This window comes from Chitinophaga sp. YR627 (assembly GCF_900114995.1).
Lineage (GTDB): Bacteria > Bacteroidota > Bacteroidia > Chitinophagales > Chitinophagaceae > Chitinophaga.
The window spans coordinates 76,393-97,800 of record NZ_FOUX01000008.1 but is presented as its reverse complement, the minus strand read 5'-3'; the positions used below and the strand labels follow the sequence as shown (position 1 = coordinate 97,800).

The window sequence follows — 21,408 nt, the reverse complement described above, 5'->3', positions numbered from 1 at the left end:
ATGAAGAATATTGATTCCAACACCCATGTCAGCGGTACTTCTGTGTACCTGGACGATGTGCCCGTATTGAACGGTACATTATTCGGAGCCGCATATGGTTCCCCCTGTGCACATGGCGTGATCAGGGAATTGATACTGGAGGAAGCCCTACAGATGCCCGGTGTGGTACGCATCTTTACAGCTGCTGATATCCCGGGACACAACGAGATAGGCGGCATCATCAAAGACGAACCTTTACTGGCAGATAAACATGTACACTTCTGTGGCATGCCGGTTGCCTTCGTCGTAGCGCGTACCAGAGAAGCGGCACGCGCTGCTGTCAGAAAGATCCGGGTAAAAACAGATCCGCTGCCAGTGATAACCGATCCGCGGGAAGCACAGGCAAAAGGTGAACTCATCATACCACCGCGCACCTTCCAGCTGGGAGATACTGACAATACCTGGTCACAATGCGCGTATGTCATAGACGGTACTGCCGATATCAACGGACAGGAACATCTCTACATCGAAACCCAGGGTGCATACGCCGTTCCGCAGGAGAATAACAGTCTGCGGATCTATTCTTCCACACAAGGTCCGACAGCGGTACAACGCGCCGTATCCGGTATCATCGGAGCGCCTATGCATCGTTTCGAAGTCATTGTAACCCGACTCGGTGGCGGATTTGGTGGCAAGGAAGACCAGGCCAATACCTGGGCAGCCCTCTGCTCACTGGCAGCCTGGTTGCTGAAGAAACCTGTTAAATATGCCCTGCACCGTATGGAAGATATGGCCATGACCGGGAAACGGCATCCATATGCGGCGGACTTTAAAATAGGCCTCAATAGAGACCTGCAGATTCTCGCTTATGAAGCGTCCTTCTTTCAGAATGCCGGTGCTGCTGCCGACCTTTCTCCCGCAGTACTGGCCAGAACATTATTTCACTGTACCAACGCCTACTATATTCCCAACGTAAAAGCAACAGCCTGGAGCTGCAGAACACACCTGCCACCGAATACCGCCTTCAGAGGTTTCGGTGGTCCACAGGGCATGTTTGTGATAGAAGCCGCTATCGCCAAAGCAGCACGCGTGTTGAAAGTAGACGCAGCGATCATTCAGAAAAGAAACCTGATCCGTACAGGGCAGGAATTTCCCTACGGACAAACAGCTGAAAGTGAAGCACTGAATTGCTGGGAGAAAGCAGAAAAACTGTATGATGTTATCGATCAGCAGAGAAGGATACAGCAGTTCAATGCCGACAACAAACTATTCAAAAAAGGACTGGCATTTATGCCCATCTGTTTTGGTATTTCCTTTACCAATACTATGATGAACAATGCGCGCTCACTCGTACATGTTTATTCCGACGGTAGTGTCGGTATCAGTACCGGCGCTGTTGAAATGGGACAAGGTGTCAATACTAAAATATTACAGGTAGCCGCACAAACCTTTTCTATTCCGCCGGAAAAGATCAAACTCAATCATACCAGTACCTATACCATCGCCAATACCTCCCCTTCTGCCGCCAGTGCCACCGCCGATCTGAATGGGAAGGCCACACTTATTGCCTGTACCACTATACTGGACAGGTTGAAAAGACTGGCTGCGGAAGCCTTTCAGGTAAGTACAGATCAGATCACATTGTCCAACGGACAGGTATTTGTAAATGAACTGCCTTCTCACTGGGACTGGCAGGAACTGATCACTACCGCCTTTGCAAGACGTATCAGCCTGTCTGAACACGGGCATTACGCTACACCGGAAATTCACTATGACGCAGTAAAAGAGAAAGGACATCCTTTTGCCTATCATGTGTATGGTACAGCCATCCTTGAAGCAACGGTGGATTGTCTGCGGGGTACTTATACCATGGACACCGTAAAAGTCGTACACGACTTTGGCAACAGTATGAATACAGACATTGACCGCGGACAGATAGAAGGAGGTATTGTACAGGGCATCGGCTGGATGACCATGGAAGAAGTGGTATACGATAAAGAAGGTAAACTACGGTCTAATGCATTATCTACCTACAAAGTGCCTGATATCTATTCCGTACCGAAAACAATTGATATAGCTGCTTTGCAGACCAACAGGGATAACCTCGCCATATTCCGGTCAAAAGCGGTCGGAGAACCACCACTGATGTATGGTATCGGCGCCTGGTTTGCCCTGCACAATGCCATACAGGCATTCCATCCGAATGCTGATATCCCGTTTATCACTCCTATGACACCTGAAAAAGTGCTGTTGGCCTTATATTCTAAAACCAATCCGGAAAAGAATCAACAACATGCAGAAACAGTTAGTCACCTGGGAATTGATCAGTAAAAGCCTGCGGCAGAACATTCCCGTTATGCTCCTCTATGTACTGGAAAGTAATGGCAGCAGCCCTGGCAGAAGAGGCTTCTTTATGGCCGTGAATCAGTCGGGAGAAATGGCAGGTTCCATCGGCGGCGGGATCATGGAGCATAAATTTGCAGAAATGGCCAAAGAACAACTGGGCCATTTTGCTACCTCCTACTCTATTCATGAGCAGTATCACGATAAAACTGTTCCCAAAAACCAGAGCGGTATGATCTGCTCAGGCGATCAGAAGATACTACTGTATAAACTGACACCGGAAAGTATTACGCCTGTCAATAAGATCATTGCCTGTCTCACACAACATCATCAGGGTATCCTGCACCTGTCACCCTTAGGCCTGCAGTTCAATACCGACATAAAAGGTAAACCTGATCAGGTGTTTCATATGCAGTCAGAACTGGACTGGTACTACCAGGAAAAGATCGGCTACAGGGATTACCTGTATATTATCGGTGGTGGTCATTGTTCACTGGCGCTCTCAGAACTGATGCGCAAGCTGGATTTTTACGTGCATGTATTTGAGGATCGTCCGCAGGTACACACCCTGCTCGAAAACAATACAGCCCACGAAAAGACCATCGTACGTGATTATAGTCAGCTGAAAATAATGATCCCCGACGGAGCACACCGCTATGTAGTGATCATGACGGTTGGGTATCGTACAGATGATATTGTCCTCCGTGCTTTAATGCACAAATCCTTTACCTATTGCGGCGTCCTTGGCAGTGCCGCTAAAATTGACAAAATGCTGGAGACTTACCGGGCAGAAGGTGTCGATGAAAAGAGCTTAAGCAGACTGCATGCACCTGTCGGCATAGACATCGGCAGTCAGACACCGGAAGAGATAGCTGTCAGTATTGCCGCACAGATCATACAGGTCAGACACCTGGCTACTCCCGCACCACCGTTGCCGCAATCAGACCATAAGGCTCATCCGTCGCAATAAATATTTCGTTTTCATGCGGGATATTGAATTGTTCCAGGTTGAATGGAATATGATGTTTATTAGGCATCTCCAGAGAGATCTCTTTTACACCTGCATGCGCCTCCAGTACAGCTTTGCCCATGGCGAACAGCGTCTGCTGCACAGACAGGCTTTTATGTCCGGCAAACGTGCGTAATAACACCTCCCGGATACTATCGAACTGCTGGCTGTAATCGGCCGGTAATTTATCATACACCCAGCTCACGGTACATTTGGTGGCCAGTATCCGGTCACTGGTTTCTTTCAGGGTAGTATACTGGTCTTTGATATACTTTTCGAAGGCAGAGTCAGTGGTCTTCAGGATCAGCAGCTCACTGATACCTGAACTGACGCTGATACTGGCCGCATCCTTTCTGACCAGCGTGGTGTGTTTTTCCTGACCACCGCTGATGTACGCATGCGGATGTTCTGTACCATCCAGTAAGAGGCGATGATATGCATGTTCTGCTATTTCAACGGTCGCCTCCGTTACCTGTGGCTGAGTGGTAACAAAGTGATGCGCCAGATGCAGGGCAAAGTCTTCTATGGATGTTTTGAAATGGTCCTTCGCCAGCGCATACACGGTATTTTTCTGTGTATCTGTTGGCAATATCTTTGCATTATCACCCAATGTATGCGCCTCCTCAAAATCGCCTTTCAGCGATATGTTCACTGTTATTTGTCTGAATTCATGATAAGCGGGATGACGTATAATTTTTGACAGCTGTACCGCGTTTTTTCCATAGCAGTTTTCTCCGAGTCTGATTTTCATTTTGAGGCATTTTATTTGGTGGTCACATACCCTAATATAAAGAATTAATTGCCTATTTTTACTTAGAAGCCCCCATATATGTCTGACCTCATTATAAAAGGAAATAATATACTCACACCTGATGGTTTAAGACCTGCGGTGGTAGTAGTGAAAGATGGTTCTATCTACTCAGTGAGTGAGACGCTGCCTGAAAATGCTGTTACCATTGTCGACATTGGCAACAGCATCCTGATGCCGGGTATTATCGATCCCCATGTACATATCAACGAACCCGGCAGAACAGACTGGGAAGGCTTCGAAACAGCCACAAAGGCTGCCGTGGCAGGAGGTGTCACCACCCTGATTGACATGCCGCTGAATGCGTCTCCTGTCACCACCAGCGTAAAGGCATTTGAAGAAAAAATACAGGCAGCCACACCACAGTTACATTGCAACTGTGGTTACTGGGGCGGCATTATACCAGGGAATACACACGAAATCGAAGGACTCGTACATAAAGGCGTTACGGGTTTTAAAGCCTTCCTCACCCACTCCGGTATTGAGGATTTCCCCAATGTTACAGCAGCCGATCTGGAAATGGCCATGCCGATCATTGCCAGACATCAGCTGCCCCTGCTGGTACATTGTGAACTGATGCCCGATCTGCAATACCCCTTACAGGACAATAAGCGTTCTTACCGCCAGTACATGGCTTCCCGTCCACCTTTATGGGAACAGGCTGCCATTGCACTGATGATTCATTTCTGCGAATTATATCAGTGCCAGGTACATATCGTACACCTCTCTGCTGCGGCAGCCATAGAAACGATCACGATTGCCAGGCAGAAAGGTCTGCCGCTCACCGTTGAAACGGCCCAGCACTATCTCTATTTTAACGCAGAAGAGATCCCGGATGGTAATACCAGTTTTAAATGCGCTCCGCCGATCCGGGAGCGGGAGAATAACGCCCAGCTGTGGGATGCCCTAAAAGCCGGTATTATTGATTTTGTCGCGACAGATCACTCTCCATGTCCACCGGAACTAAAACAGCTGGAAACAGGCGATTTTACCCAGGCATGGGGAGGTATTGCTTCCCTTCAACTCGCATTGCCTGCATTATGGACAGCGGGAAAAGACAGGGGCATTACCATTCCACAGATAGCCCGCTGGCTCTGTGAAAATCCCGCTATACTGACAGGACTCCAGCATAAAAAAGGAAAGATCGCTGAAGGATATGATGCTGACCTGGTTGTCTGGGACCCGGAAAAATCATTTACGGTCAATGCGGAAGATCTGTACCATAAACACAAACTGACGCCTTACCTGAATGAAAGATTATTTGGTGTAGTAGAGCAGACGTACCTGAAAGGAGTAAAGGTATTCGATCAGGGAAATTTCCCCCATACCCATCAGGGGAAAAACATTTTCAGACAATCGAACGTATAGAATAAATACTGCCGTATGGAAAACTACCTGCACCGCGCAAACAGTATCCTTGCCAGGGTTCATGAACTGGCAGGTATCAGCGAGGACACAACCTGTATCACCCGCACATTTGGCTCTCCCGCGTTTATCAGCGGTTGCAGTAAGGTACTGTCATGGATGCAGGAAGCAGGATTGACAGCCAGAATAGACAATATCGGTAATGTCAGAGGCAGATGGAACAGCCAGGAGCCCGGTGCACGCACACTGGTGATCGCCTCCCATATCGATACTGTAAGAAATGCCGGCCGCTTTGACGGTCCGCTGGGCGTCATCATGGGCATAGACCTGATCCATTATCTGCAACAGGAAAATATACACTTACCCTTTAACATAGAACTGATCGCTTTCAGTGACGAAGAAGGCGTACGTTTTCATACCGCCTATCTGGGCAGCACAACCGTAGCCGGTTCTTTTGATATTGAGCTGCTGAATAAAACAGACAGCGACGGTATCACGCTCCGCGATGCGATCAGAACCATTGGCGGAGACCCGGCCTTATTAGCCGATGATGCAATTCCCGCTGAAGAATGGCTCGGTTATTATGAAATACATATTGAACAGGGGCCGGTATTGTATGAAGAGAAACTGCCGGTAGCGGTTGTACAGAGTATTGCCGGACAACAACGCATCCGTGTAAAGTTCAATGGCGTATCTGGTCACGCAGGAACCGTACCGATGGAGATGCGGCATGACGCCTTATGTGCAACAGCTGAATTCATACTGGCAGCAGAACACTATGCATCCACCCAGAAAGAGGCATTGCTGGCCACAATAGGTACCCTGCATATTGCAGACCAGGCCAGTAATGTGATCCCGGGAGAAGTGACCTGTACACTGGACCTGAGAAGCAGTGATGGTAATATCCTCAAAAAAGCCAGAAGGTCATTGAAAGATATTGCCTCACAGATCTGTCATGAAAGACGGTTGACCGCTGACTGGGACCTTATACAAAAACATAAACCTGTGGAGTGTGATACAGCTTTAAGCCATCTGCTCGCACAGGCCGTTACGGCAGCAGGATATGACCTGAAGAACCTGCATAGTGGCGCAGGACATGACGCCGTAACCATTGCAACAGTAGCACCCGTATGCATGCTGTTTGTCAGGTGTTACAAAGGCATCAGTCACCAGCCACTGGAAAATGTGGAAGTACCCGACATTGCCGCTGCCATCAAAGTATCCGATCATTTTATTCATCGCCTCACAGAGGTCTATAAAAAGCGGTAATATGAAAATATCAGCATTGACGAGATCAGTAGTAACACGTAGCCATGCATTGATAAGTCAGGATGGACATGTCAACAGTGTAGTACCCGGATGGACCAATTGCCGCGTGAATGTGCTCATCAATGAGCAGATGGGCGCACGCCTCGGACAGACATTGATCACCGCAGAAATAGGCACTGTTATTTCCGGCAATACGGAATCAGCACAGATCTTTTTTTATGTCATCTCCGGCCAATGCACCGCAAAGGTGGATGAGCAGGATAAGACACTGCTCGGCGGACATTTTGTATATGTACCTGCCGGACACTCTTACCACCTGGATGAATTCACATCAGGCACACAGATCGTTACTTTTCACAAAGTATACGAACCGCTCAAAGGATATGACCGTCCGCCGTTTATCTTCGGCAATGCCGAAAATGTAGACGGTCCAGCCTTCCTGGGCGATCCTGCCCTGCGCTTACAGGTGTTGTTACCGGAAAACCTTTCTTTTGATATGGCAGTGAATATCTTCACCTACGATCCCGGCGGACATCTGCCTTTCGTAGAGACCCATATCATGGAACACGGACTGCTCTACCTCCAGGGACAGGGTATCTATATGCTGGACCACGAATGGTATCCGGTTAAAAAAGGCGACGCTATCTGGATGGCGCCTTATTGCCAGCAATGGTTTACTGCTATGGGAAAAGAACCTGCCGTTTACATCTACTACAAGAATGTAAACAGGTTCCCCACTACTCTATAATAAATTCCACCCAATGACTTTGACAGCACTTAATGCACTACCACCAGAACAATTGAATGAAGCGCTCGGTAAATGTTGTGGCGCTACCGCATGGATTCAGAAAATGACCAATGAATTTCCTGTAAAAGATGAAGACAGTCTGCTGGCAGCCGCAGCCCGTAACTGGCAATCCTGTACAGAAAGCGACTGGAAAGAAGCGTTTGACCATCACCCGAAGATCGGCGACCTGCACTCCCTGCAACACAAATTTGCAGCTACAGGACAATGGGCAGCCGGAGAACAATCGGGTACGGTAGATGCCTCTACCGTAATATTACAGGCCTTTGCAAAAGGGAATAAACTGTATGAGGATAAATTCGGCTACATCTTCATCGTATGCGCCACCGGTAAATCGGCGCCTGAAATGTTATCACTCCTGACTGAGCGGCTGAAAAATGACGAAAGAGAAGAGATAAAGATCGCAATGGGTGAACAGGAAAAGATCACCGCTATCAGACTAAAAAAGCTGCTGAGCGCATGAGCCAGATCACCACTCACATACTGGATACTTCCGCAGGCATTCCTGCACAGGGCGTGGCCGTTCATCTTTTCCGGCAACAGGAAGAAGACTGGACGGCCATCGCTTCCGGTCATACCAATCAGGATGGCAGGGTGACCGATCTGCTGCACAATGAAGAAATATTGCCTGCCGGTGTATATAAACTCAGGTTTGCAACACAAGCCTGGTTCGACACCCGTGGCGTCAACAGCTTCTACCCTTTCGTAGAAGTTGTTTTCTTTATCCGCGATGCACAGCATTACCATGTTCCCCTTTTGTTAAATCCATTTGGTTACTCCACCTACCGTGGTACCTAAAACACCCCCTGACTATGCAACTGGCTATAGCTGAAAATGAAAAAGAGCAACTGCTCCGGGAACTGCAAAAAGCAAATCTCAGATTCCAGCAGATCTACCCCGGCGATAAACCTGACAGACAACCCGTACATACCGTCTATGGGGGCGCCAATCTCTTTAAAGCCGATACCTGCACCCGTATGGGAGAGATTGCCTTAAAACACCTCCAGACGTATGCACCCGACTTTGTGACACTGGCCAAAGCATTGCAGCTGGAAGGATATCAGCAACTGCCCCATAAAACGGCAGACATTGCATTGTTACAGCAAAGACTGGAACAGCTATCAGAAAAAGACCGTAAGCAGGAACCTGCCTGGTTGTATTATACTGTCTATAATAAGATCGTACGTAAGTTATCCACAGAAGCCGTGGAAGACTTCCGTATCGATTTCGAAGATGGTTTTGGGAATCGTCCGGATGCAGAAGAAGATGCTACCGCTGTTACAGCAGCAAAAGAACTCGCATTGGGGATGCAGCAAAAGACGATCTCCCCCTTTATCGGTATACGGATCAAACCGTTTACAGAAGACCTCAAATATCGTAGCGTAAGGACCCTGGATCTGTTCCTCACAACGCTCCTGCAGGAGACGAAAGGAGTATTACCAGCAAACTTTGTGGTGATGCTGCCAAAGGTGACTATCCCCGAACAGGCCACCACACTGGTCAGACTCTTCGAAATACTGGAAAAGGCCCACGGATTGCCGGCAGGCGCATTGAAGATGGAAACCATGGTAGAAGCTACACAGATCATTATGGACGATGAAGGCAGAAATCCGCTGATGCGCATTATCCGCGCCAGCGAGGGACGTTGCATTGCTGCCCATTTTGGCACCTATGATTATACCGCCTCCTGTGGGATTACCGCAAAATATCAGACCATGGCACATCCTGTCTGCGACTTTGCACATCATATGACGAAAGTCGCATTGGGTGGTACGGGGATCTTTCTTTCGGATGGAGCCACCAATGTGATCCCTGTTGCACCTTATAAAGGTGAACAGCTGAGTCTTGCACAGTTACAGGAAAATGCAGAAAGCGTACACCACGCCTGGCGCACAGGTTATGGTCACAGCCAGCATTCACTGATCAATGGATTTTACCAGGGATGGGACCTGAATCCGGCACAACTACCGATGCGATATGCAGCTACCTATCTGTTCTTTCTGAGCAACTATGAAGATGCGCTATTCCGGTTGAAGACATTTGTGGAACGTGCGGCGATATCCACGTTGACGAAAGACATTTTTGATGATGCTGCTACCGGACAGGGACTGCTGAACTTCTTTCTGAAAGCGATCAATTGCGGAGCGATCACTGAAGAAGAAGTACTGGCTACCGGACTGACACTGGAAGAAGTCAGGAGCCGTTCTTTCTACCGGATACTCGAAGGCAGAAGAAAACAGCACTGACCGGTATACCGCTGACGCTGCCAGGACTGGCGCGGCAATTGTACACAGATCAGTGATGCCGTCATCTGTTGTATATAGAATGCATTATGACCAGGAAACAGCGACGCTGCGGGTCATCTTCGTTTCGGGTTTAGTCTATGACTACAAGAACGTACCGGAGGAAGTATATCAGGCGATGAAGACCTCCGGGTCAAAAGGCACCTATCTAAATAAACACATCAAGGGACATTATGCCTATGAGAAAGTAAGCTGATTAACGACCGCCCAGCCAGAACAATGCATCCAGGATAAAGCGGCTTTGTAGCTTATTGTCGAAAGTATGGGAAAGGTCCTTGTTGGTATGGTGTTCATAATCAATATCGTTATGCCCCATATTCATATAGATCATCTTATAATGTTTGTTTGTCCACACTACAGGGTAATATCCGCTATGCCAGATCTCATGGGGTTTAGGACCGGTACCCAGCGGAAAACTCGCAGGATCAATAGATAAGAGAATCTCAATATCCTTATTTGCTTTCAGGTCATTGGACCATCTGTACCATTCATTGGGCGATGCTTTAAAAGTAGCCGGCAGATGTTTCATGGCAGGATGTTCCGGATGTTCTACACGCAGAATGGCGGAAGTAGGCCGCCAGGTATTGCTGCCATAGGAGCCTGAACCCAGGAATTCGTTATGGTACCAGTCCCAGTTCTGCGGATAATCAGAAGGCGTCAGCGCAAAAGCGGAGAAATGAAAACCCATCCAGGCGCCTCCATTTTCCATGTACTTTCTGAAGGCCTCCCGCTGAGCAGGCGTATCTGGTCTGGTGTCAAGGAAAAGGACGACCTGATATTGTGCCAGTACGTCCGTATTTAGCTTATTCCAGTCATTAGTGGAATCATAGGTGAAGTGATACCGTCTTGCCATGTCTGCAAACCAGCGATTGGCTTCATGTACAAAACTGATATGCGCCTGGTCATGTAAAGCTGTGTAAAAACCGAGTACTTTAAAGGATTTGTTATTTTGCGCCTGTACGGAGAGGAGGGTCAGGGAACAGATACAGATCAATATTCCCTGCAATAATCTTTTCATGATACGTGAATTTATATAATCCCAAAATATAACATTATCTTTAGGTTCACAACATAGCCCAGCCGTCTTCCCAAATTACAATACACATGAAAAAATTGCTTTGCCTCGGGCTTATCCTCGGCTCATTGCACAATGTATTTGCACAGGACACTACTGCCAAACTGGACTCACTGGTCAGCGCTTACAGCAGATTACACAAATTCAATGGTACCGTACTGGTTACACAGAAAGGTAATATCCTGCTGGATAAAGCCTATGGTTATCAGCGTACGGCTGACAGCATCCGCAACGAAACCGGCACTATTTTCCAATTGGGATCTGTTACCAAGCAATTCACCGCTACGGTCATCCTCAGGCTGGCCGAAGAGCATAAACTCAGTATACAGGATAAACTGTCTAAGTACTTTCCGGACTATCCCAAAGGGGACAGTATTACCATAGAAAATCTGCTGACGCATACTTCTGGTATTTTCAACTATACCAATGACAAAGACTTTATGGATAAGGAAGTGAGTAATCCGGCCAGCAGGGAAAAGATCATGGCCCTGTTCAAAGATAAACCGCTGAACTTCTCCCCCGGCACTAAATGGGATTATTCCAATTCAGGCTATTCCATGCTGGGTTATATCATCGAAAAGGTGACCGGCAAACCTTACGAACAGGTAGTAAGGAAATACATCTTTACGCCCTTACATATGGACCATACCGGCTTTGACTTCAAAAACCTGAAGGATAGTAAAAAGTCCACCGGTTACTTCAATATCAATGATTCCAGCAGTACGCCTGCGCCCGGTGTAGATTCCAGTGTATCCTTTGCAGCAGGCGCCATGTACAGTACTACTGCAGACCTTTATAAATGGCACCAGGCCGCGCAGCAGTATAAGATCATTTCGAAAGCTGACTGGGAAAAAGCGTATACCCCATTTATGAACCATTACGGTTACGGATGGGAATCTGACTCTATTGCAGGAAAACGTAAAGTGTCACATGGTGGTGGTATCCATGGATATATCACCAGTATTATGAGAGTACCGGAAGACGACGTTTGTGTGATCGTACTGGATAATGCTTCCGACAGAGACGTCAGTAAGATAGCTTCCTCACTGCTGGCCGTACTATATAATCAACCGTACGTTATACCAAAAGAGCGGATCGCGATCAAACTACCGGAAACGACATTACAACAATATGTAGGGGAGTATAACCTGCGTCCCGGATTTAACATCGTAATGAGCGTAAAAGATGGTATGCTGATGGGACAGCCTACCGGTCAAAAGGAATCACCATTATTTGCAGAAAAAGAGGATTTCTTTTTCCTGAAAATAGTAGATGCGCAGGTTGGATTTACCAGGAACGAGCAACATGAAGTGACAGGTATGATCCTGTACCAGAATGACAGGGAACTGCCTGGTAAAAAGATAAAATAACGCTTACTGAAGATATACACTGGCTTCCGGAATGATATTCCGGAAGCTTTTTTTATTCTCTCTGACCATTAAACAATTTATATATTTTTAACATTTGTTTGCCTTAACTTTGCAACCTTCATTAATTCATATTGACCTATGAAACTTGTTAAACGCAGTAATGTACTACTGATCGTGGTTACACTCACATTGTTTTTTTCCTGTAAAAAAGAGGACAAACCCGTTGAGCCGGTAGTAGACCCGGGTAAGCCAGCGGAGACAATGCCCGATGATATGCTACTAAGAAAGGCGGTGACCTATGACTATTATTCATCTGGTCCAAAACGTACCTTGTTGACTGACACACTAATTTACAATGACCATAACCAGGTTGTAAAAATTGAACACCTGGCTCAGTCATCAACCTTCGTATTCACATTCTCTTACAATGAAGATGGTACTCTGTCAACTGTAGATTGGAAAATGTCAAGAGATGCTAAAGACACGGCTCACTACGCGTTAAAGTATACGAATGGCCAGCTTGACAGTATAGTTGCAACGAAAATTTTTTATGATCACAGCGCCACAACATACTTTAAAAAGAACAGTCAAGGAAGAGCGATAATGGCTGCAAACATCATTTTTATTAAACCGGATACTTTAGGTACAGCTCAATTTAATTTCTCCTGGGACCCGACCGGCATTCTTGAAGCAACACACGCTACAGTCTATGACTATGGCGGCATTGATTACCAGTGTACGATGTTTCCATCCAGGCAAAGTAATCCGGCCAGCATCGGTTTAAAGAGACTACCATCCGCCTATTTATTTGTGTTGGCACACCGTGAAAACGGTTATATGTCTTACTTCGGCGGTCGTACTTCTACTCATCTGTTCACAAGTAACTTATTTACATCTGCCAATACTATTTTCAATAATGGTTCAATGAGATTTTACAGTTATGACATTAAGGAGAAAAAAGAAATAACAAACTATATTGACTATGAGAACAGGGCTACATTTGATGAGAATGGCATGTTAAAAACATATAAATACTTTGAAAACACGCTAGACCTTTACGGGGCTGAGTTCTTTTATGAACAAAAGAAATAATCAGTTATAAATAAAGAATGGCTTCCATTACTGGAGGCCATTCTTTATTTATAACCATCTCCATCAGTATCACTGTTTCACGATCTTTCCTTTGAACTGCTTTTTGCCATCTCTCAGCTGCACGATGTACATTCCCTTCGCAAAACCACCTATTACGGCATTTAAACCATTATTTAACTCTGTGACACTACCAGTACGCCTAAACACCACACGGCCGTCTCCTGCGCTTATAACAACGATTAAACGGGTATTCTCACTTTTGTAGTCAAGATAAGCTGCATTATCCACCGGATTAGGACGAATGGCCAGTGTATTAGCGTCAGGTATTATATCTGCGGCTTGCTCCGCTGTGCGTAGGGCCGGACTATTGGGAATATAGATATTCGGTTGCGGGGGTGTGCTCATACCGGTACCCAGGTAATAATCGGGATAGGGCGGCTGATTATAGGCCGTATTCTGCCAGGCAATAGCTGTGCGATACTGCGGATTATGCATCAGGGTATACAAGCGGTAACTGGTAGGCGTTGTCGTGGTGAATAACAACAGACTGCTGTTATCAGTGCTTCTCAGCAGGATCTCTTCCCGCCAGTCGCCTAAGAGGTCTGCTGTCAGGCAGGGATTGGCCTTTGTACTGTTATTGGAAGTAGCACCATAGTCAGACAAGGTCAGTATGCGGTTCAGTGCTTTTGACGTATAGTTCCATTTATCCAGTTTTACGCCATCCAGCAGTTCCCGACACAGATCACCATCCCACCAGATACCAAAGTTATTACTGGGTTTCGCAGTACCAATGGAAACGCCTTTACAGGTATACAGTTCGCCGGCGGAAGCCCATACTTCATATCCCAGGTAAGTCGGATCAACATCACCAGCCATGGCTCTGCCAATATCGCCGGAAACACCCTGGGAAGGACCTCTGCCCCATATCGGTGTACCACTGCCTGCATCTCTGAACTCAATACCATAATTGCCATATTGGGACTGTGTCTCATGACATTGCCATAACTCCTGTCCGGGTCTCTCAGGATCGAGATCGGTCATATGCATGGCATCCCCATGTCCTAATCCGTTGGCATAAAGTCCGCTGCCGTTATCATTAATAGCGCTGGAGCCATTGATCAGTTCCTGTTTACCATCGTTATCCACATCTCCGACGGTAACCTGGTGATTTCCCTGTCCGGCGTAAGCACTATTACCGGAGGCATTACTATCAAAGGTCCAGCGTTGTGTCAGCTGACCATTACGCCAGTCCCATGCTACCCTGACCAGACGTGTATAGTAACCACGTCCCATGATCAGTGAAGGACGGGCGCCATCGAGATAGGCGACCGCATTGACAAACCTGTCCACGCGATTCCCATAGTTATCACCCCAGGAGGAAACGGTACCACGGGCAGGCAGGTAATTGGTGGTAGCCATTGCAGCGCCGGTTTGTCCGTTGAAGATGGTCAGGAATTCAGGACCACTTAACACATACCCGCTACTATTCCTGTAATCGGCACTGGCAGAACCGATCACAGTACCGACACCATCTATGGTGGCATCTGCCGTTTTCATGGCTACTTCTGCTTTTCCATCACCGTCCAGGTCATACACCATAAACTGCGTATAATGTGCCCCTGCACGGATATTACGCCCCAGATCGACACGCCACATACGGGTACCATTCATTCTGTAGGCATCGATATAGACATTGCCCGTATAGCCGCTCTGACTGTTGTCTTTCGCATTAGTAGGATCCCATTTCAGGATGATCTCATATTCACCATCACCATCCAGGTCACCAACACTGCAATCATTTGCAGTATAGGTATACGCCTCCCCTGCAGGCGTAGTGCCTCCCGGAGGGACCTGTAAAGGGATGGTTTTGTAAATGCTCGTCCACACACTGACAGCAGCTGTCGGGGCCTGTTCAGTGCCATTGATAACAGGGCGTATGGTGTAAGTACCATTGGTGGTAACATTATCTACATAATTCGTGGAATTGGTAATAGGAGTTGCATTCAGTTTTACACCATTCCTGTACACATTGAAACTGATAGCAGCAGGGTCAGTCCCCAGCATACGCCAGCTGACAAAAACAGCGCTGCTGCTTTGCCGGACGGCGACAGGGGCTCTCGAAAGGAATTCCATTTGTTTGGACTGTGCCGATGCGGCAAAAGAAAAGAACAGGAGACTTAAAAAAAGCAGGAAATTTGTAATAAGCTTTTTCATACGGGAAGTTTTAGGGTGACCGGATATTTAAAACAATTACGAATCAGGAATGATTAGCTGTAAGTTAAAAACAGCAGATCATTTTTATAAATGTCTAACAGACCATTAACACCAACCAAACCCTTTACTTAAAGGGCATCCCCAATTCGTAATTTAAATAAACGATTTTCCCCGCAGCCTCCCTTACAGGCGGTGGATATTTTCTACAACGGCGTGCTCCAGCGCTTTTCCTTCAAATGTCCGGATGACATTTCTGGCTGCTATGGCCGCCATTGCGTTACGCGTATCAACAGTAGCAGAACCAATATGCGGTAACACAGCTACATTATGCATGTTCAGCAGTGGGTTATCTGCTGCCATTGGTTCAGGATTCGTGACGTCCAGTCCTGCGCCCCAGATGGTACCGTTCTCCAGTGCAGCGATAAGGTCGGCTTCATTGTGGATCCCTCCTCTGGCAGTATTGACGAAGATGGCGTTGGGTTTCATTTTACTGAACGCCTCCTTATTGAAGAGCTCTTTTGTCTCAGGTGTCAGAGCAGTATGTACGGAAACCACATCACTCTGCTGTAGCAGTTCATCGAAAGATACGCGGACAGCGCCCAGTTCCCTTTCTGCTTCTTCATTTGTACCACGGTTGTGATAAATGAGTTTCATACCATATGCACCGATACATCGTTGTGCCAGTTCAAACCCTATCCTGCCCAAACCAACTATTCCCAGTGTTTTACCTTTCAACTCCAGACCAAGATTCGCCGTAGGGTCCCAGAAATTCCAGTTTCCCCTTATGATCTCCTTGTGCATATGAAAAGCTTTGCGGGAAGCGGCCAGCATCAGCAAAAATGCCGTATCAGCGGTAGCGCCGCTCAGTACGCCCGGTGTGTTACCTACTGCAATACCCAGTTCTTTTGCAGCTGCAACATCCACGTTATCATATCCTACTGACATCATAGAGACAATCCGGAGATGGCTGCATGCTTCGAGAAAGGCCCGGTTTACCTTCAGCGGACCGGACACTATCATAGCGTCGTAATCCTTCAGCACAGGAATGAGCTCTTCTTCATCCTGATGACGTCTTTCCGTCCATACCGTATAATCGATGCCATTCGTTTTTAAATGTTGCAACGCAATCTCAGGAACTGTTCTTGTTATGTACACTCTCTTTCGCATAGCTATATTAAATTTCAGTTTATCCATACACAAAATACATAAATGACGGTTTTCAGGGATATTTTCAATAAAGTCTTTCAGATAATTTTGCACCCGAACAAAATTTACCTTTTCCCTCGTACCCATTAAGAGCAGGTCAATTTGGTTAAAGCGTTAGTTTTATTGTTTTATTTTAGTCTAGTCTGATAAGCCTCTCAGGATTTACCTGGGAGGCTTATTTATTGCACCCGATCCTCCTATATTTGTACGGTAAACCCACTATCTATCCTTCTCTCTCCCGGTCAGTAAACCCTAAGATAGATGTATGAGTAACTACCAAATCTGTAAACACAATGAAAAGACTATGTTTGCTATTGCTTTGTGGCACCATTCTACTGTCAGCCTGCTCTAAAAATGATAAACCTGCCGCAACAGACAACAACACGCCGGAAGAGCAACCCGCGACCCTCGGAAAACGTTGCGCTTCGATGGAAGTATTACAGGAACAATTAAGAAAAGACCCTTCACTGGCCGCCAGAATGGCACGTATTGAACATATGGATAGTAGGCGCTATGAGCGGCGGTGTGATCGGTTATGCACAATTCCCTGGTGGTGCTGCCGCTACTGATGGCGTAGTGATCGCAGATGATTGCTTCGGCAACACCGGTACAGCTACTTCGCCTTTCAACAAAGGCAGAACTGCCACACATGAAATAGGCCATTGGCTCAACCTCCGTCATATCTGGGGTGATGCCACCTGCGGTAATGACTTCGTAGGTGATACCCCTACGCAAAATGCGCCTAATTATGGTTGTCCGGGCTATCCACACCTGAGCACCTGCGCAGGCAATCCGATAGAAATGACCATGAACTACATGGATTATACCGATGACAGGTGTATGTACATGTTTACTGCCGGACAAAAAACCAGAATGCTGGCTACCTTCCTGACCGGTGGTGGCCGTACCGGTTTTGCCCAGTAAATAAAAGTCCCGGGAGAGAGCTTTTTATGTAATTGGATGTTATTAAGACGATTATTAATTCATCTTCTTTTCCAGTGTTATTAAAGTCAAAATTTCTTTCGTTACACGTTGTTAAAATTGACGAATAATAATATCTTGCAGCAGGGCGAAACGCCCGCCCCTACTGGATTAACAATTCATTTAAGATCGTAACAATTCATTTAAGATTCGTCATTATGCGGATGTTCCTGATAGCTCTGGTTGTCATCCTTACGAGTGGTAAAATACTATACGCACAACAGACAAAAACTGAAAGCGAAATTCTTTCTCCGGCTGTCACCGAAAAGACTTTCGATGATGCAGTAAAGAATACCTGGTTTCAAAACCTGCCTGTACAGCGTGCCTATCGCTACAAAGATGTTTCAGGGACCTATTATCTGGCACTTTGTGAAAGCCGGGACGAGATCAAAGGGGACGATACCGTGAATTATAAGATCAAAGCTATATTTCTGCAACAGGCCACTACAAAGGAATTTGCCAAAACGGGGGAACTGAATGATTTCAGGAATAGTCATGATCCAAAAGAAGGATTAGAAACTACGATCTGGTTCTGGACAAAATTCTGCGAACTGAAAGACCTTGACAACGATGGTACCATCGATCCATTACTCGTATACGGTACCAATGGCATGAACGGATATGATGATGGAAGAGTAAAGATCATCCTGTACTATAAAGGACAAAAGACGGCCATCAGGTGTCAGAATTCCGTGATGGATGAGGGACGTAATATCCAGGTAGATGCCGCCTTTTACACCTTACCGCAGCCTGTTCAGCTGCATATCAGGAAACTGATGCGCACATTGGCAGAAAAGGATCTGATCATCTATCCGACAGACTACGAGAAAGCAATGAATAAAAAACAATCACAGATATTTTAAGCAACCAGAATCGAGGTATGAAACTACATTTTTATAAATCAGCAGCCCTGCTGGGCGCACTATGCCTTCCGCTTTGCCTGTCAGCCCAGAAACAGGCGCAGGATACAGGTCATGTAGTGAGTAAAGAAGATGCTCATGAAATTATCGGGAAAATCAGCAGACAACTGGAAGAAGGTTATCCGTTTCCGGAGATCTCCAGGAAATATATTGCTACCCTGAAAAGCCAGGAATCCAAAAAGGCTTATCAGGACCTTACACCAGCGAAACTGGCCTGGAAGATCACAACGGATCTGCGTGAAACGCATAAAGATGTGCATCTCACCATCTTCCACAGCAAAGACTATTATGAACAACTGACGAGATCATATTCCAATACCAGTACGCCTGAAGACCAGCGCCTGGAACTGGAAAGAAAACGTCAGAACAACTATGGTTTTGATGCAGTGGAACTGAATAAAAAAACATCTACTGCCTATATCAAGATATCCGGTGGTTTCCATGGTGAACAGGAAGCATTCGAAATGGCGGCCAACGCTATGAACATGGCTGCCTATTCCAAAAACATTATCATTGACATCAGAGACAATGGTGGTGGAACAGGTATGATGGGCCGCTTCCTCGCAGGTTATTTCTTCAATGCAGGTGACGAACGTTATTACCTCCATGGCTATCATAAAGACCGTACAAAAGATATCCAGGAATGGACATATCCTTTCGTACCTGGTAAAAGAATGCCAGACAGCAAAGTATATATCCTTGTCAATAAACATACCGCCTCTGCTACAGAGGGTTTCGCTTTTGCATTACAACAGATGCACCGCGCTACGATCGTAGGTGATACCACAGCAGGTGCTGGTATCGCAGGTTCCATGATCCCGCTGAAAGAAAACCTGGTCGTGTTTATGCCTGTGAAAATGGTCGCTGCTCCTGGTTCAGAAGAAGGCTGGGAAGGAAAAGGTGTTATTCCTGATGTGGCCGTGAAAGGTGAAGACGCCAGAACAGAAGCTGAAAAACTGATCAAGAAAGAACAGGATGATATCGCTGCGGCGAAAACCAAATAGTACTTTCATTTACACTGAGATAATAAACGAGGGTGTGTCATTGATACACCCTCGTTTTATTTGGGTACCTGTCAGCAACAGATAGTTATTCAGGTGATCATGGATGTTGTGAATAACCCACGATAGAAGCTTTAGCCAGCACGTTCTGATTCAGCAATACACCAACAAATGCAGCAGGTGTAGTCTTATCCGGGCTTATTTTTGTTTTTAGTGCAAATACGGTGATGATATACTGATGAGGTAATCCGGGCAGCGGACCAGGTCCCAGGTATCCGGGCATACCCGCATCATTGATACCGTGGGCCGCACCTGCGGGCAATAATTTACGCTCAGGCGTACCCGCGCCAGCTGGCAGTTCATGTACATCCGCCGGAATGTTATACAATACCCAATGCCAGAAACCACTTCCGGAAGGAGCATCCACATCATACATTGTTACGGCAAAACACTGCGTACCGGCAGGCGCATGCTCCCATGACAGTTGTGGAGAAACATTCCCCCCATTATATCCCATCATTCCATTCAGTAACTGGCTATTGACAAACTGGCCACCAAGATCATTACTCTTTAGTGTAAATGTCTGCGCGACGGCAGAACAGGCGAAGACCATCAACGCCAGAAATGTGTACATTCTTTTCATAGTACTTCGATTTAAAGTACTGCAAAGCTACTATGCGTCTCAGGGGGAGTTGTAGGGCTAACAGTTCAGAAGCTGTCGTTAAACGGTCAGTTTCTGTTGCTGATATTCACTGGGCGTCAGGCCATAGACCTGTTTAAAGGATTGCGTAAAACTGGAATGGTTTTCATAACCCAGTTTATGATAGATCTCACTGGGTTTCTCCCGCTGCACCAGTAACATACCTACCGCCTGTTCCATCCTTTTCTGCAGGAACCAGCGCGTGGGGGAAGCGCCATATATTTTCTGAAACTTCCGCTTATAGGTAGACAGACTCATATTGCACAAAAAAGCCAGTTCCTCGATGGTTACGTTATTATACAGGTTATTCTCCGCTGATCTTCTGATCACCACATCTTCATGATTGCCAGCTAAATTTGCCCGCAAATTCAATAATTGCTGTGGATAACAGTCTGCCATATACAACAGTAATTCCTCAAATTTGAGGAGCCGCAGGTCCATTGACAGCGTTTTACTACCCGCTGTCATCAGGCACAGGGAATGCACAAAATTCTGCAGGAAACTATCAGTATCGAAAACCAGAAAAGGCTCCCCGGTTTTGTCGCTATACTCTTTTGCTGTTACGATATGTGGATATTTCAGAAAGAACCTGGTTAATACAGCAGGTGCGAAGGAAATCATGACACTCTTGTAGAAGCCATCATCAGATATCCTCTTTTCGCTCATAATACAATTCCCTGAGGACAACAATACAAACTGTGTATTACTGATCACAGCGTGTTTTTCCGCATAGTACACCCGCTTCTCTCCTTCCAGCAGAAAGCTGAAAAGGTTTTGTTCCAGTGTGACCCTGCTCTTTACGGTTTCATCAGTGGACTGATACGCTACTATGTGAATATCTTCTACACCGGCGCCATCCGGTAATACAAAGGAGGGCACCGAATAAGATTGCTGCTTTACCATACCTCCGCAAAGATAAACAATATTACAGGGACACCCCTGTATACACCGCATCACCATCACTACAG

General features: G+C 46.5%; 21 protein-coding genes. 15 read left to right on the top strand and 6 right to left on the bottom strand.

Going from position 1 to position 21,408, the window contains the following annotated elements; genetic code table 11:
- Complete coding sequence (locus BMZ72_RS34520; protein WP_089815823.1) at positions 1-2,310, top strand: xanthine dehydrogenase molybdopterin binding subunit; 2,310 nt, start codon at positions 1-3, stop codon at positions 2,308-2,310.
- Complete coding sequence (locus BMZ72_RS34515) at positions 2,273-3,292, top strand: XdhC family protein (RefSeq protein ID WP_089815821.1); 1,020 nt, start codon at positions 2,273-2,275, stop codon at positions 3,290-3,292. The genes BMZ72_RS34520 and BMZ72_RS34515 overlap by 38 nt, the downstream gene beginning before the upstream one ends.
- On the opposite strand, the gene pucL is transcribed toward BMZ72_RS34515, so the two are convergent.
- Complete coding sequence (gene pucL, locus BMZ72_RS34510) at positions 3,237-4,082, bottom strand: factor-independent urate hydroxylase (RefSeq protein ID WP_089815819.1); 846 nt, start codon at positions 4,080-4,082, stop codon at positions 3,237-3,239. The genes BMZ72_RS34515 and pucL overlap by 56 nt on opposite strands.
- Before the next feature lie 78 nt (positions 4,083-4,160).
- Between pucL and allB the strand changes: the two genes are divergently transcribed.
- The 7 genes from allB to BMZ72_RS34475 are packed head-to-tail and all read left to right on the top strand — an operon-like array spanning position 4,161 to position 10,077.
- Positions 4,161-5,507 carry an allantoinase AllB gene (gene allB, locus BMZ72_RS34505; protein ID WP_089815816.1) on the top strand — a complete coding sequence of 449 codons (1,347 nt, stop codon included), beginning with the start codon at positions 4,161-4,163 and terminating at the stop codon, positions 5,505-5,507.
- Between the two features lie 15 nt (positions 5,508-5,522).
- A complete protein-coding gene (locus BMZ72_RS34500; protein ID WP_089815813.1) occupies positions 5,523-6,773 on the top strand; it encodes an allantoate amidohydrolase in 1,251 nt (416 codons plus the stop codon).
- A gap of 1 nt (position 6,774) precedes the next feature.
- Positions 6,775-7,521 carry a (S)-ureidoglycine aminohydrolase gene (allE, locus tag BMZ72_RS34495; protein ID WP_089815810.1) on the top strand — a complete coding sequence of 249 codons (747 nt, stop codon included), beginning with the start codon at positions 6,775-6,777 and terminating at the stop codon, positions 7,519-7,521.
- A 13-nt stretch (positions 7,522-7,534) separates the two neighbouring features.
- Positions 7,535-8,041, top strand: a complete 507-nt coding sequence (gene uraD, locus BMZ72_RS34490; RefSeq protein WP_089815808.1) for a 2-oxo-4-hydroxy-4-carboxy-5-ureidoimidazoline decarboxylase — start codon at positions 7,535-7,537, stop codon at positions 8,039-8,041.
- A complete protein-coding gene (gene uraH / locus BMZ72_RS34485) occupies positions 8,038-8,376 on the top strand; it encodes a hydroxyisourate hydrolase (protein WP_089815806.1) in 339 nt (112 codons plus the stop codon). Before uraD ends, uraH begins: the two co-directional genes overlap by 4 nt.
- A 14-nt stretch (positions 8,377-8,390) precedes the next feature.
- A complete protein-coding gene (locus BMZ72_RS34480; RefSeq protein ID WP_089815804.1) occupies positions 8,391-9,824 on the top strand; it encodes a DUF6986 family protein in 1,434 nt (477 codons plus the stop codon).
- Positions 9,825-9,879: 55 nt separating this feature from the next.
- Positions 9,880-10,077: a KTSC domain-containing protein gene (locus BMZ72_RS34475; protein WP_089815803.1), complete on the top strand. Its 198-nt coding sequence runs from the start codon at positions 9,880-9,882 to the stop codon at positions 10,075-10,077.
- Here BMZ72_RS34475 and BMZ72_RS34470 read toward each other — a convergent pair whose 3' ends face one another.
- Positions 10,078-10,899, bottom strand: a complete 822-nt coding sequence (locus BMZ72_RS34470) for a ThuA domain-containing protein (protein WP_089815801.1) — start codon at positions 10,897-10,899, stop codon at positions 10,078-10,080. It lies immediately after the preceding gene.
- 86 nt (positions 10,900-10,985) lie between these two features.
- Between BMZ72_RS34470 and BMZ72_RS34465 the strand changes: the two genes are divergently transcribed.
- On the top strand, positions 10,986-12,326 hold the full coding sequence (locus tag BMZ72_RS34465; RefSeq protein ID WP_089815799.1) for a serine hydrolase: 1,341 nt from the start codon (positions 10,986-10,988) through the stop codon (positions 12,324-12,326).
- A gap of 138 nt (positions 12,327-12,464) precedes the next feature.
- On the top strand, positions 12,465-13,418 hold the full coding sequence (locus tag BMZ72_RS34460; protein WP_089815797.1) for a hypothetical protein: 954 nt from the start codon (positions 12,465-12,467) through the stop codon (positions 13,416-13,418).
- Between the two features lie 69 nt (positions 13,419-13,487).
- On the opposite strand, the gene BMZ72_RS34455 is transcribed toward BMZ72_RS34460, so the two are convergent.
- Both BMZ72_RS34455 and BMZ72_RS34450 read right to left on the bottom strand, forming a co-directional pair.
- Positions 13,488-15,632 (bottom strand): rhamnogalacturonan lyase family protein, encoded by a 2,145-nt coding sequence (locus BMZ72_RS34455; protein ID WP_089815795.1) that lies wholly within the window; start codon positions 15,630-15,632, stop codon positions 13,488-13,490.
- Between the two features lie 183 nt (positions 15,633-15,815).
- Entirely contained in the window at positions 15,816-16,799 is a 984-nt protein-coding gene (locus BMZ72_RS34450) for a 2-hydroxyacid dehydrogenase (protein WP_089816072.1), read from the bottom strand.
- A gap of 332 nt (positions 16,800-17,131) precedes the next feature.
- Between BMZ72_RS34450 and BMZ72_RS36755 the strand changes: the two genes are divergently transcribed.
- From BMZ72_RS36755 to BMZ72_RS34435, 4 genes are all read left to right on the top strand, one after another.
- Positions 17,132-17,407, top strand: coding sequence for a hypothetical protein (locus BMZ72_RS36755; protein WP_177223024.1), 276 nt, complete (start codon positions 17,132-17,134; stop codon positions 17,405-17,407).
- A complete protein-coding gene (locus BMZ72_RS34445; RefSeq protein WP_089815793.1) occupies positions 17,352-17,762 on the top strand; it encodes a M43 family zinc metalloprotease in 411 nt (136 codons plus the stop codon). The genes BMZ72_RS36755 and BMZ72_RS34445 overlap by 56 nt, the downstream gene beginning before the upstream one ends.
- Positions 17,763-17,977: 215 nt before the next feature.
- Positions 17,978-18,682 (top strand): M949_RS01915 family surface polysaccharide biosynthesis protein, encoded by a 705-nt coding sequence (locus BMZ72_RS34440; RefSeq protein WP_410492823.1) that lies wholly within the window; start codon positions 17,978-17,980, stop codon positions 18,680-18,682.
- Positions 18,683-18,699: 17 nt separating this feature from the next.
- On the top strand, positions 18,700-19,743 hold the full coding sequence (locus tag BMZ72_RS34435) for a S41 family peptidase (RefSeq protein ID WP_089815789.1): 1,044 nt from the start codon (positions 18,700-18,702) through the stop codon (positions 19,741-19,743).
- Between the two features lie 97 nt (positions 19,744-19,840).
- Here the strand turns inward: BMZ72_RS34435 and BMZ72_RS34430 are convergent, their stop codons facing one another.
- Positions 19,841-20,383, bottom strand: coding sequence for a YbhB/YbcL family Raf kinase inhibitor-like protein (locus BMZ72_RS34430; protein ID WP_089815787.1), 543 nt, complete (start codon positions 20,381-20,383; stop codon positions 19,841-19,843).
- A 78-nt stretch (positions 20,384-20,461) separates the two neighbouring features.
- Positions 20,462-21,343, bottom strand: coding sequence for a helix-turn-helix domain-containing protein (locus tag BMZ72_RS34425; protein ID WP_177223023.1), 882 nt, complete (start codon positions 21,341-21,343; stop codon positions 20,462-20,464).
- Positions 21,344-21,408: the final 65 nt, after the last annotated feature.